The 13,998-nt window shown below is 70.4% G+C and carries 13 protein-coding genes; 6 read left to right on the forward strand and 7 right to left on the reverse strand.

Going from position 1 to position 13,998, the window contains the following annotated elements; translation table 11 throughout:
• Positions 1 to 34: 34 nt before the first annotated feature.
• Positions 35 to 583: a DUF4232 domain-containing protein gene (locus ABZ642_RS36470; RefSeq protein WP_360492484.1), complete on the reverse strand. Its 549-nt coding sequence runs from the start codon at positions 581 to 583 to the stop codon at positions 35 to 37.
• A 424-nt stretch (positions 584 to 1,007) separates the two neighbouring features.
• Here ABZ642_RS36470 and ABZ642_RS36475 point away from each other — a divergent pair, with 424 nt between their 5' ends.
• From ABZ642_RS36475 to ABZ642_RS36485, 3 genes are all read left to right on the forward strand, one after another.
• Entirely contained in the window at positions 1,008 to 3,158 is a 2,151-nt protein-coding gene (locus ABZ642_RS36475) for a PQQ-binding-like beta-propeller repeat protein (protein WP_360492487.1), read from the forward strand.
• A gap of 91 nt (positions 3,159 to 3,249) precedes the next feature.
• Positions 3,250 to 3,405, forward strand: a complete 156-nt coding sequence (locus ABZ642_RS36480; RefSeq protein ID WP_351324556.1) for a DUF6131 family protein — start codon at positions 3,250 to 3,252, stop codon at positions 3,403 to 3,405.
• Between the two features lie 152 nt (positions 3,406 to 3,557).
• Positions 3,558 to 4,010, forward strand: a complete 453-nt coding sequence (locus ABZ642_RS36485; RefSeq protein WP_360492490.1) for an ATP-binding protein — start codon at positions 3,558 to 3,560, stop codon at positions 4,008 to 4,010.
• 19 nt (positions 4,011 to 4,029) lie between these two features.
• Here ABZ642_RS36485 and ABZ642_RS36490 read toward each other — a convergent pair whose 3' ends face one another.
• Positions 4,030 to 4,866: an RNA polymerase sigma factor SigF gene (locus ABZ642_RS36490; protein WP_360492493.1), complete on the reverse strand. Its 837-nt coding sequence runs from the start codon at positions 4,864 to 4,866 to the stop codon at positions 4,030 to 4,032.
• 182 nt (positions 4,867 to 5,048) lie between these two features.
• On the opposite strand from ABZ642_RS36490, the gene ABZ642_RS36495 reads away from it, so the two are divergent.
• Together ABZ642_RS36495 and ABZ642_RS36500 are read left to right on the forward strand one after the other, a co-directional pair.
• Complete coding sequence (locus ABZ642_RS36495) at positions 5,049 to 5,888, forward strand: DUF1206 domain-containing protein (protein ID WP_360492496.1); 840 nt, start codon at positions 5,049 to 5,051, stop codon at positions 5,886 to 5,888.
• Positions 5,889 to 6,240: 352 nt separating this feature from the next.
• Positions 6,241 to 7,032, forward strand: a complete 792-nt coding sequence (locus ABZ642_RS36500; protein ID WP_360492499.1) for a DUF4239 domain-containing protein — start codon at positions 6,241 to 6,243, stop codon at positions 7,030 to 7,032.
• A gap of 26 nt (positions 7,033 to 7,058) precedes the next feature.
• On the opposite strand, the gene ABZ642_RS36505 is transcribed toward ABZ642_RS36500, so the two are convergent.
• Entirely contained in the window at positions 7,059 to 9,020 is a 1,962-nt protein-coding gene (locus ABZ642_RS36505; protein ID WP_360492502.1) for a WD40 repeat domain-containing protein, read from the reverse strand.
• 279 nt (positions 9,021 to 9,299) lie between these two features.
• On the opposite strand from ABZ642_RS36505, the gene ABZ642_RS36510 reads away from it, so the two are divergent.
• Complete coding sequence (locus ABZ642_RS36510; protein ID WP_360492742.1) at positions 9,300 to 9,809, forward strand: DinB family protein; 510 nt, start codon at positions 9,300 to 9,302, stop codon at positions 9,807 to 9,809.
• A 72-nt stretch (positions 9,810 to 9,881) separates the two neighbouring features.
• Here ABZ642_RS36510 and ABZ642_RS36515 read toward each other — a convergent pair whose 3' ends face one another.
• The 4 genes from ABZ642_RS36515 to ABZ642_RS36530 form a co-directional block, all read right to left on the reverse strand.
• Positions 9,882 to 10,556 (reverse strand): 4-carboxy-4-hydroxy-2-oxoadipate aldolase/oxaloacetate decarboxylase, encoded by a 675-nt coding sequence (locus ABZ642_RS36515; RefSeq protein WP_360492505.1) that lies wholly within the window; start codon positions 10,554 to 10,556, stop codon positions 9,882 to 9,884.
• Positions 10,557 to 10,616: 60 nt separating this feature from the next.
• Positions 10,617 to 11,846, reverse strand: a complete 1,230-nt coding sequence (locus tag ABZ642_RS36520) for an aspartate transaminase (protein ID WP_360492507.1) — start codon at positions 11,844 to 11,846, stop codon at positions 10,617 to 10,619.
• A gap of 1 nt (position 11,847) precedes the next feature.
• Positions 11,848 to 12,591, reverse strand: a complete 744-nt coding sequence (locus ABZ642_RS36525; RefSeq protein WP_360492510.1) for an SDR family oxidoreductase — start codon at positions 12,589 to 12,591, stop codon at positions 11,848 to 11,850.
• Positions 12,592 to 12,678: 87 nt separating this feature from the next.
• A complete protein-coding gene (locus tag ABZ642_RS36530) occupies positions 12,679 to 13,989 on the reverse strand; it encodes an MFS transporter (RefSeq protein ID WP_360492513.1) in 1,311 nt (436 codons plus the stop codon).
• Positions 13,990 to 13,998: the final 9 nt, after the last annotated feature.

Raw genomic sequence — 13,998 nt, forward strand, 5'->3', positions numbered from 1 at the left:
CGGCGAGGCGGACCGGCGGCGGGCGCCAGGGCGGCTACCAGGCGAGGGCGTCGCTCGCGTTGTCCTGCCAGTAGGTGACGGTGGCGGCGCTGTTGAAGAAGACACCGGCCTTCGGCAGCTTCAGGGTCTTCTCCTTGCTGGTCGCGTTGCCCTGCCGGTCGGCGAAGAACACGCCCAGGGTCTTCTCCTTGGCTCCGCCTTCGCCCTCGGGGGAGGACGTCGTGATGCCCGCGTACGCGGACCGGCCGGGCTCGAGCGTCACCACGGCCTGCGGCGTGGTCTCCTCGGCCCACGACAGCGGGGCCTGGGCGTCGGCGCCGGCCCTCAGGTAGGGGGCGATGTAGGCGTAGCAGGGCTTGGTGCCGGTGTTGGTGGCCTTGAGCAGCAGGTGGTTGATCGGGCGGGACACCTCGGTGACGGTCAGCTCGGTGTTCGCCGTGGTGCAGGTGACGACCGACGCGGCCTTCTTGGTGGCGGCGGAGGCGGTCTGCTCGGCGGCCTGGAAGCCGACGAGGGCGAGGGCGGCGGCGACGACCATGGAGGAGGCGGCGGCGCGGGAGACGAAACGAGTGGCGATACGCATGAGTGAGCTGCTTTCTCCGAATATCCGGAAGGCGATCTTCCGTTGTGGGCTGTGCCGGACGGTCCTGTCTGGGTGTGCTGCGTGTGATGTGCGTGGGCGCGCCGGAAGTGCGGGCCGTGAACGCGGGGTCGAGCGAGGACGATCGCCCTGTCCGGTGTGGCGTCGTTCTCGATGACCGAAGCCTGTGCCATGCGGCGTTCCGTCCGCCATTCCCCTCGGGAGTTTCGGGATGCTGGAATGCTCGTACCGGCCCTGAGCTGCAGAAACGTGGTCTTCCTGGGATGCCTGATGGAATGGAGGACCGTGCGGGCGGCTGACGAGACCGCCGGCTTCGACGCCGGCCCGGGCGCGGCTCCGCTTCCGGGACGGCAGGCCCTACTCTGATCCCCGTGAGGCAGGCAGGCGCTGGGAAGGATGATCGGCGATGACGCCCCTGAGCACCGGGGACCCGGAGTCCATAGGCGGGTACACCCTCCTCGGACGGCTCGGGACGGGCGGCATGGGAGTCGTCTATCTGGGAGTCTCCGCCTCGGGACGGCAGGTCGCGGTCAAGCTCGTACACGGGCCGTACGCCCAGGAGGAGGAGTTCCGGACGCGCTTCCGGCAGGAGATCGCGGCCGCGCGCAGAGTGAGCGGCGCCTTCACCGCGCCGGTCGTGGACGCCGACCCGGACGCCGACCGGCCGTGGATGGCGACGCTCTACGTGCCGGGGCTCAACCTCGCCGAAGTCGTGGAGAAGGACGGCCCGCTGAGCGGGCGGGAACTGCGCGCGCTGGGGCTGGGGCTCACCGAGGCGCTGCGCGACATCCACCGGGCGGGCCTGGTGCACCGGGACCTCAAACCGCGCAACGTCCTGATGACCGAGGACGGACCGCGCGTCATCGACTTCGGCATATCGCGCGCCTCTGACAACCAGAACCTCACCACGACCGGGCGGATGATCGGCACCCCGCCCTTCATGTCGCCGGAACAACTGGCCTCGCCCCGGGACGTCACCCCGGCCTCGGACGTGTTCTCGCTGGGGTCGCTGCTGGTGTTCGCGGCCGTCGGCACGGGACCGTTCGACGCCGACAGCCCGTACATCACCGGCTATCAGGTGGTGCACGGGACCCCGGACCTCGCCGGGGTGCCCGAAGTGTTCCTGGGCATCGTCGAGCGCTGCCTGGACAAGGACCCGGCCGCACGGCCCGAACTGACGGACATCCACCGCATGCTCCAGGCGCTGCCGGAATCCGACACCACCGGGTCCCCGGGGACCAGGTCCGCGGAACTCTGGGTCCGCCCCACTTCCCAGAGCGCCGCCACCGCCTCCACGGGCGCCACGACCGGCACCGGCACCGGAAAGCGACGTCGAGCCCGGATCCTGCTCACCGGCCTCGGCGCGGCGCTGGCCGTCGCGGGGCTGGCTGTCGGGGTGGGCGTCTTCGTCTCCGGTCCGGACACCACCACCTCCCGGACCTCCGCCCCGGACGCCACCGCCCGTCCCGCGTCACTGCCCGCCGGCTGGCGGCCGTGGCAGAAGGAACTGCGGTACGACGTGAAGGGTGTTCCCCTCGACTACGACAGCCCCGGATGCGTGGCGGAGGCAAGCGCCCTGTTCTGCGGCGGTACGGGCTTCACGGCCGCCAGGATCGACGCGGCCTCCGGCCGCACCCTGTGGCGGACCGGTACCCGCCCTCAGGGGGCGCAGCCGATCGGCGTCCGCGACGGGCTGGTCTACGTGTACGAGGATCCGGACGACAGGACCAGGCGCGTGGTGGCGCTCGACGCCACTACCGGGCACCGGCGGTGGCAACGCGACATCAACAAGTCCGAGGCCGCGGTCCTGTACGACGGCGGGTTGCTGACCCTGTCCCCCGACTACTCGTCGTTCGTGGCCTACGGGCCTTCCGGCAAGGAGCTGTGGCAGGCGCCCTCGCTGGACGAGTACTGCACCCCGTCGGCGCTGGGAGGCGTCCCCTACGCCCTGTGCTCGGCGGGCACCGAGCCCGGCAAGGCCCCGGTCGAGCTGATGAAGCTCGGACCCGGCAGTCTGACCGAGACCGCCACACTGCCCAAGAAGGCGGAAGCGCTCGGCGCTGTCGGCGGGCAGCCCCTCTTCCTCGCCCCCCAGACCGCGAAGGACGTGTACGAAGCCGGGTACGAACGGCCGTACAACGCACTGCTGCGGGTGGCTCGGGAGACCGGTCAGGTCAGACGGATACCGCTGGCGCGTCCGCTGACCGGCGCGGCCACCCTGGTGGACGGCGTCGTCTACTTCGTCCGGTCCGACGGGTCGGTCACCGCGGTGTCGGCGGACAGCGGCAGACAACTCTGGCACAGGGTGACGGACGTGGAGAGCCTGTCCGCGCCCGCGGTGTCGGCGACGTACCGGCGGGTCTACTTCGCCAACCGCTTCGGCCGGCTGCTGGCACTGGACAGCCGTACCGGAGCGGAGGTCTGGCGCACCTCCGCGCTGGACGACCCCGGGGACAAGGCGCAGGGCTACCCGCCGCGCGTCATGTTCGTCAAGGACGCGATCGTGGCGATGGCCGGCGACACGGCCTTCTCCCGGAGCCCGGACGGACCCAGCTGACGGACGTCCCTCCCGGCCGGTGTCCGCGACCGCGTACATCCCCGGAGGACGGGTACTCGGTGGGCCGCGAAGATTACCCACTGGAGGAGTCATGATCGCTCTCGGTGTCATTCTGCTCATCGTCGGATTCCTCACGGGAATCGGCATCCTCTGGACGATAGGGATCATCCTGCTGGTCATCGGTCTCATCCTGTGGGTGCTGGGGTCCGTGGGCCACGCGGTGGGCGGTCGCCGCCACTATTGGTGACGCGCACCGCACCTCCGGTGCGCTTCTCGGGTGTGGCGCCCTCGTGCTGCTTCGCGGGGGCGCCTCATGAACAGGGCGACCGCGGGTAAACGAACCGGAACGACGGCGAGAGCCTGTGACGAAAGAAGAGGACGACCCACAGGAAGAGTTCCATGGTCACTCCGCTGAGGAACCGGGCATCGGATCAACGGGAACCCGCGGCGCCGCTGCGCTACAGCGCCGCCTGGGACACGACGGACACATCGATCGCCGACGCGAGAGCGGCCGTACGCGCGCTGCTGGCCCGGGTCGGACACCACCCCCACCACCGGCCGAGCCAGGACGCCCAACTCGTCGTCAGTGAACTGGTCACCAATGCGCTGCGCCACGCACCCGGCCCGGTCGGCCTCGCGTTGGAGGTGTCACCCGACGCGGCCCTGTTGCGCATCACCGTGAGCGACAGTTCCCCCCGCCCGCCCGAACCGCGCGCACCCGACGCCGGCCGCGTCGGCGGACATGGCCTGCACCTGGTCACCCGCCTCTGCGGCCGGCTGCACACCGTCGCACGGGGCACCGGCAAACAGGTCGTCGCTCATCTCCGCCTGCGCAAGCCCGCCATCCCCTAGGTACTACCCGCCTCACGTACTAGGTGAGCATGCCTTCGCGCAGGCGGGCGAGGGTGCGGGACAGGAGCCGGGAGACGTGCATCTGGGAGACGCCGAGGCGTTCGCCGATCTGGGCCTGGGTGAGCTCCTCCACGAACCGCATGTGGATGATCTGCCGGTCGCGCTCGCCGAGTTCGGCGATCAGCGGGGCCAGGGTGTGGAAGTCCTCCACCAGTTCCAGCGTGGAGTCCTCGGCGCCGATGAAGTCCTGCAGGGCGCTTTCGCCGTCCTCGCCGGCGTTGATCGTGGCGTCCAGGGAGGAGGAGTTGTAGCCGTTGGCGGCCAGGCGGGCTTCGCGCACCTCGTCCTCGGGCAGGCTCATCAGGTCCGAGAGTTCCCTGACCGTGGGGGTACGGCCGAGGCGGCTGCGGAGTTCCTCGGTGGCGCGGGCGAGTTGGACACGGGCTTCCTGGAGCCGGCGCGGGACGTGCACGGCCCAGGAGGTGTCGCGGAAGAAGCGCTTGATCTCGCCGACGATGTAGGGGATCGCGAAGGAGGTGAACTCGGCCTCCCGGGAGAGGTCGAAGCGGTCGATCGCCTTGATCAGGCCGATCATGCCGACCTGGACGATGTCCTCCATCTCCTCCGGCCCGCGGCTGCGGAACCGGCCGGCCGCGAAGCGGACCAGGGACATGTTCATCTCGATCAGCGTGTTGCGGGCGTACTGGTGCTCGGGAGTGCCCTCCTCCACCACCGCCAGCTGGTCGAAGAACAGCTTCGACAACTCCCGCGCGTCCTTCGGCGCGACCTTGGAAGGGTCCGCTATCTCCGGAACTTCCACCGTCCGCCCGGCGGTCTGCAAGGTCGTCGTCGGCATGATGCGTCCTCCCGGTCGGTCGCCCTCGTCCTCGCCGGTCCGTCGCCCGGCAAGCACGCGCCTACCCCGGTCGCCGACCGGCATTCCTCGATCCGCCGTCAGTTTCCGGGCACACGGCGAAAACAGGCCCCACGGCGGAACAGGTCGGGATGGTCTCGTCCCTCGGGGGCACCCGGTAGGACATGGCTACTGGATCGGCAACGGCAGGCGGGCGCGGGCAGGTTCGGCGTGCGGCGAACAGCAAAGCGGTCGAGGTGGCGGCGCGGGCGGGCTTCGTCGCCCGTGGGGTCATCTACGCACTGATCGGTCTCCTCTCCCTGCGGATCGCCTTCTCCGGCGGGGGCCGGCAGGCCGACCGGGGCGGCGCGATCGCCGAGATCGCCCAGAAGCCCTTCGGTGCCGTACTGCTGTGGCTGCTCGGCATCGCCCTGGCCGGGATGGCCCTGTGGCGGCTGTCCGAGGCCGCCTTCGGGCAGGCGGGTCCCGACGGCGGCAAGCCGAGCAGGCGGGCGGCGGCCGCGGGCCGTTTCGTCTTCTACGGATTCGTCGCCTACTCCGTGCTCTCCTACGCCGCCGGGGACAAGGGCAGCGGCAGCGGCAGTTCCGACAAGAACTCCCAGGACGTCACGGCGAAGGCGCTGGACTGGCCAGGCGGGCAGTGGATCGTCGCCGTCGCGGGCGCCGCGGTGACCGCCGCCGGCCTCTGGATCGCCGTCCGGGCCGTGCTGCGCAAGTTCGAGAAGCACCTCAAGATGTCGGAGATGTCGCAGAAGACGCGTAAAGTCGTCTCGTTCTTCGGCGTGTTCGGCGGTACGGCCCGGGGCGTCGTCTTCGCCACCGCGGGCGGGTTCGCCATCGCCGCGGCCGTCCAGCACGAGCCCGGCAAGGCCAAGGGCATGGACGACACCCTGCGGACGTTCGCCGACACCCCCGTGGGCCCCTGGCTGCTGGCGCTGATAGCGGTCGGCCTCATGGCCTTCGGGGTCTTCTCCTGGGCCGGCGCGCGCTGGCGCAAGGTCTGACGGGCGGTCGTAATCGGCGCCCCGCCCCCTCGCCTCGCCTCGCCGGAGGGTGGTGTCGCGGGTCAGAACGGGGGCTCGGGCTCCCGACGCGGTCACGATGAACGTCCTGCAACTCCGAGGCGCGCGGGCTGTACCGGTAGTCCAGCGTGCCGGCGAACCGGTGCGTCGCCTCGTGGATGATGTACCAGGCGTTCTGGCCCTCGTCGGGGCCCCGGGAGCCATGCCCGGCACGCACGTCGGCCGTCGTGGGGCCGGGCTCTCACTCGGTGGTGTGAACTTCGTCCCGTATACCCGCGGCGGTTGCCGAAGCCGAGGTTTTTGGGGTGTTGTGTCCGGCCTAGACTCCGCGCACATGTCGCTCTGGCTGCTCAACCACTTCAGCACCCTCACGCTGGCCGTCGTCACCGTCGGCGGGACCGTTCTGCTGGCCGTTTCCGGCAGTGTGCTGATGCGCCGCAGGTACCCGTCGCTGACCCGCGGAGAGCACAACGACATGGTCGGTGTGACGCTGGGGATGTTCGGCGCGATCTACGGCATCATCCTCGCGTTCGTGATCGTCACCCTGTGGACGCAGCTGGAGGACACCCAGACCATCGTCGCCTCCGAGGCCACCGACGCGGCGCTCATCACGCGCGACGCCGCTTCGTTCCCGACCGCGGTGCGGGCCCGTCTCGACGCCGCCCTGAGCGGTTACGTCCACGCGGTCGTCGAGGACCAGTGGCCCCGGATGCGCGCGGGGCACCCCAGCTACGGGGCCACGGAAAGCCATCTCCAGGACGCCTTCGGGGTGCTCCAGACCTACGACCCGAAGAGCGAGCGGGAGCAGGTCTTCTACGAGCAGGCCGTCGGCCATCTCGACGACGTGGCCTCCCAGCGCCGCGCCCGCATCACCATGGCCCGCCAGGAACTCCCGCCGCTGCTCCAGGCCCTGGCCGTCGGCGGCGCGCTGGTCCTGGTCCCGCTCACGTTCCTCTACGGCATGCGCAAACTGAGGGTCCAGATGCTGTTCGTCGCCTCGGTCGCCGGGCTCGTCGGCTTCAGCCTGCTCCTGGTCTTCGTCCTGGACCGCCCCTTCGCCGGCGACCTCAGCGTCAGCCCCGCCCCGTATCGGGAAGGGGCTCTCGCCCGGTACTGGACCCGGTGAGCCGAGGCCAGGGCGGACGCCGGCCCTCAGCCGGTGAAGGTGAAGTACTTCCAGGCGCCGTACGTCGTCGTGTTCACGCTGTCGCCCGAGCCGCTGACGTACGAGTCGCGGACCCGGAACCGGTAGCCCTTGGGCGGGGTGCCGGTGAGCTTGACGGCGGACCTGCCCGCGGAGTCGAGCTTGAAGTACTCCTTGGCCGTGGTCTGCCAGACGCCCTCGGCGTAGATCTGGATCTGCAGCAGCTGCTTGCGGCCCGGGTACGGCGTCATCGTGGTCGTGACGAGCGGGTCCTTGGACTGGTGGAAGTAGTAGTACGTGTGCTTCCACGTGTACTTGGTCCTGTAGTGGCCGCTGAGTGCCGTGGAGACCTTGACCCGCGCGCCGGCCGTGCTCGTCGCCGTCTTCGGCGCGTAGCGGGCGTCGCCCGTGAACTTCGCCGTGAGCTTGGTCTTCCGCTTCAGGGTGAGGGTCATCGAGAGGTTGCCGCTGGAGTTGACCTTGCCGGACTTCACCAGGGTGTCGGGCTTGTCGGAGCCGTAGGGGTTGGCCCAGATCTCGACCGTGCGGTTCTTGTAGGTCGTGCCGAGGTGCGCCGTGAACGTGACGGACTTGGCGTAGTCGTACACCTTGCCGTTGTTGTCCAGCGTCAGCGTGGGCGTGGCGCGCGAGACGTCGACGGTGTCCGAGGCGGTCGCGGCGGTGTGCGTGGTGTCACCGGCGTACGTCACCTTGTACGTCACCTTGCCACCGGCCGGCGGGGTGTCCGTGAAGGAGTACGAGCCGCCCGTGCCGAGGTACTTGGTGCCGAGGGACTTGCCGTTCGGCGAGTCGAGGTCGGTGCGGGTGACCTGGAGCGGGGTGCCCGCGGGCAGCGCCAGGTTCGAGGTGAGCCTGCCCTTGACGGTGAGCGGCTTGGCGCGGGTGGCCTTCGCCGGGGCGGCCGCCGTCAGGGTGGGGGCGTACATCCGGGGCGCGTCGACGGTCTGGAACCGCATGGTCTTGTCGGACCCGGTCATCACGAACAGCCGCGAGCCGTCGGCCGACCAGACGGCGGAGTGGCCGCCCGGCATCCAGTCGCGCGACAGGTTGCGGACGCTGGCCGGCTGGGCCGGGTCGGTGCCGAAGACATACGTGTCGCCGACGTCGTCGGTGTCGAGGACGGTGGCCGCGACCGTGCCGTCCGGGGCGATGCTGACCGTCTCCGGTACCGAGACGGTCGGGAAGGTGCGCACCTCGGACAGGTCGGAGAGACGGTACTCGGTGAGCGCCCGTGTCCCGGGTCCTGCGACGACCACGTTCTGGCCGTCCGGGGTGAGGGCCGCGTCGTTGAAGAAACCATTCTTCTCGGCGGAGACGCGGATCACCGGGGTGCCGGAGGAGATGTCGTAGACGATCATCGGGCCGGAGCTGATGCCCGCGTCCAGCGCGAGCAGCGTGCCCGGGTTGTCGGGGTCGGCGCAGAGCACGGGCGGGCTGGCGAAGTCGTGACCGGCCGCCAGGTCCAGGGTCACCGTGGGCGTCTCGGCGCTCAGGTCGACCTCGCCGAGCCCGGAGTCCCACTGGTCGCCGTAGCCGAACCACAGCCGGCCGTCGGCGTAGGCGAGCTGGGAGGGGACCGTCTTGTCGCCCGTCGGGTACTCGGCGGTCTGCGTGAGCTGCGCGGTGTCGATGGCGACGATCTCGTCGGCGCCGTAGACCGCGGCCCACAGCGTGCCGGAGTCCGGGCTCAGCTCCAGGTCGAGGACCTGGGACAGGCCGGTGAGCTTGGTGACGACCCGGCCGGTGAAGTCGGTGACGACGATCTGGTTGTCGTAGGCGTCGCTGAGGAACACCCGCTGGTGCACGCCGTCCACGACGGTGTCGTTCACGCCCCAGACCGGCAGGGACGTGCTGGAGTCGGCGGCCGCCGGTGCGGCGAGCACCACCGAGCTGAACAGGGACGCCAGAGCCACGGTGGCCGCAGCGGCCGGAAGAGTGCGCAGACGCACGGTGTCGAACCCCCCGGAACGAAAGTGGGCAGGTGCCACCCCTGCGTCCGACGTGTACGAACCGTGGACCGCGCGTGGCAAGTAAGCGAAGGGTAAGTGATGGTGCGGGGTGGCCCGGTACAGGGGTCGCGGAACCCCGAGGAGCGGGGACCCGCTGTCGTACGGCCGATGCGACCGGTGTCCGTCCGGGCCTTGCCTGCGACGGGGTGGGGGCCCTTGGATGATCTGTTCCGGGCGACGCTGCCGCACCCGGACGACGGAACGGATGAGGAGTTGCCGGTGACCAGCGACCAGCGCACAGGACCGCCCGCCTTCGGAAGCGAACGCGACATGCTGCGGGCCTTTCTCGACTACCACCGGGCCACCCTCGCCATGAAGTGCGATGGACTCACCGACGAGGAGCTGCGGCGGCAGTCGATGCCGCCGTCCACGCTCTCGCTGCTCGGTCTGGTGCGCCACCTGGCCGAGGTGGAACGGGCCTGGTTCCGGCGGGTGTTCGAGGACCACGACGCGCCCATGGTCTGGTCCGACGAGATCGACTTCCAGGCGGCCTACGACGCGAGCGGGTCGACCCGGGACGAGGCGTTCACGGCCTGGGAGGCGGAGGTGGAGACCTCGCGCCGCATCGAGCGCGAGGCCGGCTCCCTGGACCAGGCCGGTTACCAGCCGAGGTGGGAGGAGGAGGTGTCGCTCCGGATGGTGATGACCCACGTCCTCCTGGAGTACGGCCGTCACAACGGACACGCCGACTTCCTGCGGGAGGGCATCGACGGGAGCGTGGGCGCCTGACCGTCCGGGCGCTCCGCGCCCGGCGGGACGGGTGCCGCCGTCGGACCGGCGGCCCGACCCGTCCGGGCGGTGTCACTCCTCGATGACCAGGCCCTTCGCTTCGAGGACCGCGGAGAGGTCGCTGACCTCGATGACGCTCTTTCCGGATCGGTAGGCGGCGATGTACGCGGCCTCGGCGTCGACGCGTTCCTGGGAGCGGCGGACCGCCTCGGCGAGGTCCTCGCGGCGGACGACCACGACACCGTCGGCGTCACCGCGCACCACGTCGCCCGGGCGGATCACCTCGCCGCCGACCAGGACGGGCTCCGCCATGGGGCCGACGGTCTCCTTGACCGTGCCCTTGATGGAGACGCCGAGGGAGAACACCGGGAAGCCGAGGTCGCGCAGTTCCCTGGTGTCGCGGACACCGGTGTCGGTGATCAGGCCGCCGAGGCCCTTGGCCACACAGGCGTTGGCCAGTACGTCGCCGAAGGAGCCCGCCTCCGCGTACTCGCCGGCGGACACGACGACGACGTCGCCGGGCCGGGCATGGGCGATGGCCACCTGGAGCATGATGTTGTCCCGGGGCGCGCAGCGCACGGTGAAGGCGGGGCCGCACAGGGACATGGTGTCCGACACCGGCTTGATCTTCGAGCTCAGGGCGCCGAGCCGGCCCTGCGCCTCGTGGATGGTGGCCGAGGAGTAGGCGCCGAGTCGCCCGACCAGGTCGGGGTCGGGGCGGTCGAACTTCGTGTTCACACGCAGCATGGGTCTCCCTCCGAGGAGCGGAACAAGGGGTGCAGTAAGGGGCGGAACAAGGGACAGGGGTCAGGTCAGGGCGGCGCAGGCGGTGGCGAGGCGTTCGCAGGCCTGTGTGAGGACCGCGCTCGACGTCGCGAAGGAGATCCGGAAGTACCCGGGGGCTCCGTAGGCCGCTCCGTGGATCACCGCCACCTGCTGCGACTCCAGGAGGTAGGCGGCGAACTCCTCGTCCGTGGAGATGCGTTCGCCGCCGGGGGTGTGCCGGCCGAGCACTTCCGTGCAGTTCACCAGGACGTAGAAGCCGCCGCTGGGTGGTGTGCAGGTCAGGCCCGGAACGCCGGTCAGCAACTTCACCGTCTCGTCCCGGCGGGCCCGGTAGACGGCGACACAGTCGTCGATGAAGCTCTGGTCGCCGGTGAGCGCGGCCGTGGCGGCCGCCTGGCTGATCGACGAGGGGCAGGAGGAGATCTGGGACTGGAGCTTGTTGACCGCTCCGACCAGGTCGGCCGGGCCGGCGCCGTAGCCGATCCGCCAGCCCGTCATGGCGTACGTCTTGGAGACACCGTTGGTGAGGAACACGCGGTCGGCGAGGCGGGGTTCGACCGCGGCGAGCGTGGTGGGGAGTTCGTCGGGGCCCCCGTCGCCGTACCAGATCTCGTCGTAGATCTCGTCGGTGAGCACCAGGACGTGCGGGTGGGCGAGCAGCACGTCGGCCAGGGCGCGGAGTTCGGCCGTCGTGTACGCGGCGCCCGTCGGGTTGTTCGGGGCGTTGAGGATCAGCCAGCGGGTGGCGTCCGTGATCGCGGACTCCAGGCGCGCCGGCGTCAGCTTGAAGCCGTCGGTCTCCGGGCAGGGCACGACGACCGGGGTGCCGTCGTTGGCGAGGACCATGTCGGGGTACGACACCCAGTACGGGGCGGGGACGACGACCTCGTCGCCCGTGTTCAGGGTGGCCATCAGGGTCAGGAAGATGATCTGCTTCGCGCCGCCGCCGACGGTGATCCGGTCCGGGGCGTATGCCAGTCGGTGGCGGTGCGTGAGCTTGTCGGCTATGGCGGCCCTGAGCTGAGGGGTGCCGTTGACCGGGGTGTACTTCGTCTCGCCGCGGCCGATGGCGTCGACCGCCGCCGCCTTGACGTGGTCGGGGGTGTCGAAGTCCGGTTCACCGACCGTGAGGTCGAGGATCCGGTGGCCCTGCGCCTTGAGCTCGCGGACGCGTTGGGCGGCGGCCGTGCTGGGGGAGGGCTTGATGCGGTCGACCCGCTGGGCCAGGGCCGTGACTGCGGTGTCGGCCATGTCAGTCGGCCCGCCGCTCGAAGTTGAGGCCGCCCGGGACCTGGAAGGTCGGCAGGATCTCCAGGTGGCCGATGTTCACATGGCGTGGTGAGCCGACGGCGAAGTCGATCGCGTCGGCGATGTCCTCCGGCTTCAGGGACTCGTAGCCGTCGTAGTAGAGGCGCTGGGCCTCCTCCATGTCGCCGAGCAGCCGGCCGAAGATCTCCGTCTCCACCCGGCCGGGGCAGATCTCGGTGACGCGGACGCGGTGGCCGTAGCCGTCGACGCGGAGCTGCCGGGAGAGGGTGTGCACGGCCGCCTTGGTCGCGTGGTAGATCGTGTTGCCGCCGAAGTTGTAGACGGCCGCGATCGAGCTGATGTTGACGATGTGCCCGAGGTCGCGTTCGACCATCCCCGGCATCATCAGACGGACGAGGTGCAGCACCGCCCGGATGTTGACCGCCACCTGCTCGTCGACGGCGAACTCGTCGGCGGTGAGGATGTTCCCGGAGCGGGAGACGCCCGCGTTGTTGACGAGGACGTCGACCTCGAGGCCGCGCAGGGTCTCGGTCAGCGCGGCGGTGTCGGTGATGTCGACGGCGTGCGGTACGCAGCCGGTGCGCCGGGCCAGGTCGGCCAGGCGGTCGGCGTTGCGGGCCACGGCGTGGACTTCGAGCCCCTGCTTCACCAGGCGCTCGACGACCACGGCACCGATCCCGGTGGAGGCACCGGTCACGAGAGCGGTCTTGTAGTCGGAGAAGGGCATGTGAACTGCTCCCAGCTGTACGGGTGTCGGGGGTGGGGGTGGGGGGTTGGGGGGGGGCGTCCCGGTGGTGCGACCCGGTGGCGCGTCCTACGCGTCGCGCAGTGGCTGGTGGGCCCGGTCCTGGACCCTCGACACGGCGACGAGCGTGCCCAGCGCCGTGACGACGGCGTAGAAGGCGGGCATGTTGACGTTCCCGGTCTCGGCGATGAGCCACGTCATCAGCAGGGGCGCGGTGCCGCCGAAGAGAGCGGAGGAGATGTTGTAGCCGAGGCCGTAGGCGGAGTAGCGCACCCGGGTCGGGAAGAGCTCGACGAGCAGGATGTGGATGACGCCGGTGTGGCCCGCGAAGACGACGGCCATGACACACGCGCCGAGGACGGCGAGCGGGACGCTGCCGGTGCCTATGAGCAGGTAACAGGGGATCGCGACGACCGCCATCGCGATCGCGGCGCCCGCGAGGACCTTCTTGCGGCCGAGCCGGTCGGAGAGCCGGCCCATGTAGGGGATGGCGATCGAGATGGCCACCAGGCTGCTCGCGGTGACGAGCAGGCCCTGCACCTTGCCGAAGTGGAGTTCGCTGCTCATGAAGGTCGGCATGTAGCTGAACAGCACGTAGTAGCCGGAGCCGTTCATCAGCGGGATGAACAGGGCGAGCAGCATCGCGCGGCGGTGCTCGGCGGAGGAGAACGCCTCCTTCAGCGGGTTCCTCGCCAGGCCGCCGCTCTCCTGGAGGCGGGTGAAGTTCGGGGTGTCGCTGATCCGCCTGCGGATGTGGATGCCGGTGACGCCGAGCGGGACGGCCAGCAGGAACGGGATCCGCCAGCCCCAGGACTCCATCCGGTCCGCGCCGAGGCCGCTGGTCAGCGCGGCGGCGATGAGCGTGCCGGTGAGCAGGGAGAGGAAGGAGGCGATCTGGGCGTAGCTGGTGTACAGGCCGCGCCTGCCCTCGGGTGCGTGCTCGGCGAGGAAGCTCATCGCGCCGGACGCCTCGCCGCCGACCGAGAAGCCCTGCGCGACCCGGAGCAGGATGAGCAGGGCCGGTGCCGCGATGCCGATGGCCGCGTAGGTCGGCAGCAGACCGATGGCCGCCGTCGCCGCGCTGATCAGCATGATCACGAAGACGAGCATCCGCTGCCGGCCGATGCGGTCGCCGAGGTGGCCGCAGATGACGCCGCCGAGCGGGCGGAAGAAGAAGGAGACGGCGTAGCCGAGGAAGACCAGCTGGACGGCGTCGGCCGAGTCGGGGAAGAAGACGGCGCCGAGGGTGCCCGCCATGAAGCCGAAGATGCCGTTGTCGTAGAGCTCGGCGAAGATGCCGACGCAGCCGGCGAGGGTGACTTTGCGGGCGGTTCTCGGGTCGACCGTGTTGGGAGTCGGTTGTGCGGCCACGGTGGCCATGGCGGTCTC

Source organism: Streptomyces sp. NPDC007157, assembly GCF_040634235.1.
Taxonomy (GTDB): domain Bacteria; phylum Actinomycetota; class Actinomycetes; order Streptomycetales; family Streptomycetaceae; genus Streptomyces.

Bases quoted from the DNA above. Each gene is read 5' to 3' on its own strand.
- ABZ642_RS36470 (WP_360492484.1), bottom strand. From the start codon at position 583: ATGCGTATCGCCACTCGTTTCGTCTCCCGCGCCGCCGCCTCCTCCATG.
- ABZ642_RS36475 (WP_360492487.1), top strand. From the start codon at position 1,008: ATGACGCCCCTGAGCACCGGGGACCCGGAGTCCATAGGCGGGTACACC.
- ABZ642_RS36480 (WP_351324556.1), top strand. From the start codon at position 3,250: ATGATCGCTCTCGGTGTCATTCTGCTCATCGTCGGATTCCTCACGGGA.
- ABZ642_RS36485 (WP_360492490.1), top strand. From the start codon at position 3,558: ATGGTCACTCCGCTGAGGAACCGGGCATCGGATCAACGGGAACCCGCG.
- ABZ642_RS36490 (WP_360492493.1), bottom strand. From the start codon at position 4,866: ATGCCGACGACGACCTTGCAGACCGCCGGGCGGACGGTGGAAGTTCCG.
- ABZ642_RS36495 (WP_360492496.1), top strand. From the start codon at position 5,049: ATGGCTACTGGATCGGCAACGGCAGGCGGGCGCGGGCAGGTTCGGCGT.
- ABZ642_RS36500 (WP_360492499.1), top strand. From the start codon at position 6,241: ATGTCGCTCTGGCTGCTCAACCACTTCAGCACCCTCACGCTGGCCGTC.
- ABZ642_RS36515 (WP_360492505.1), bottom strand. From the start codon at position 10,556: ATGCTGCGTGTGAACACGAAGTTCGACCGCCCCGACCCCGACCTGGTC.
- ABZ642_RS36520 (WP_360492507.1), bottom strand. From the start codon at position 11,846: ATGGCCGACACCGCAGTCACGGCCCTGGCCCAGCGGGTCGACCGCATC.
- ABZ642_RS36525 (WP_360492510.1), bottom strand. From the start codon at position 12,591: ATGCCCTTCTCCGACTACAAGACCGCTCTCGTGACCGGTGCCTCCACC.
- ABZ642_RS36530 (WP_360492513.1), bottom strand. From the start codon at position 13,989: ATGGCCACCGTGGCCGCACAACCGACTCCCAACACGGTCGACCCGAGA.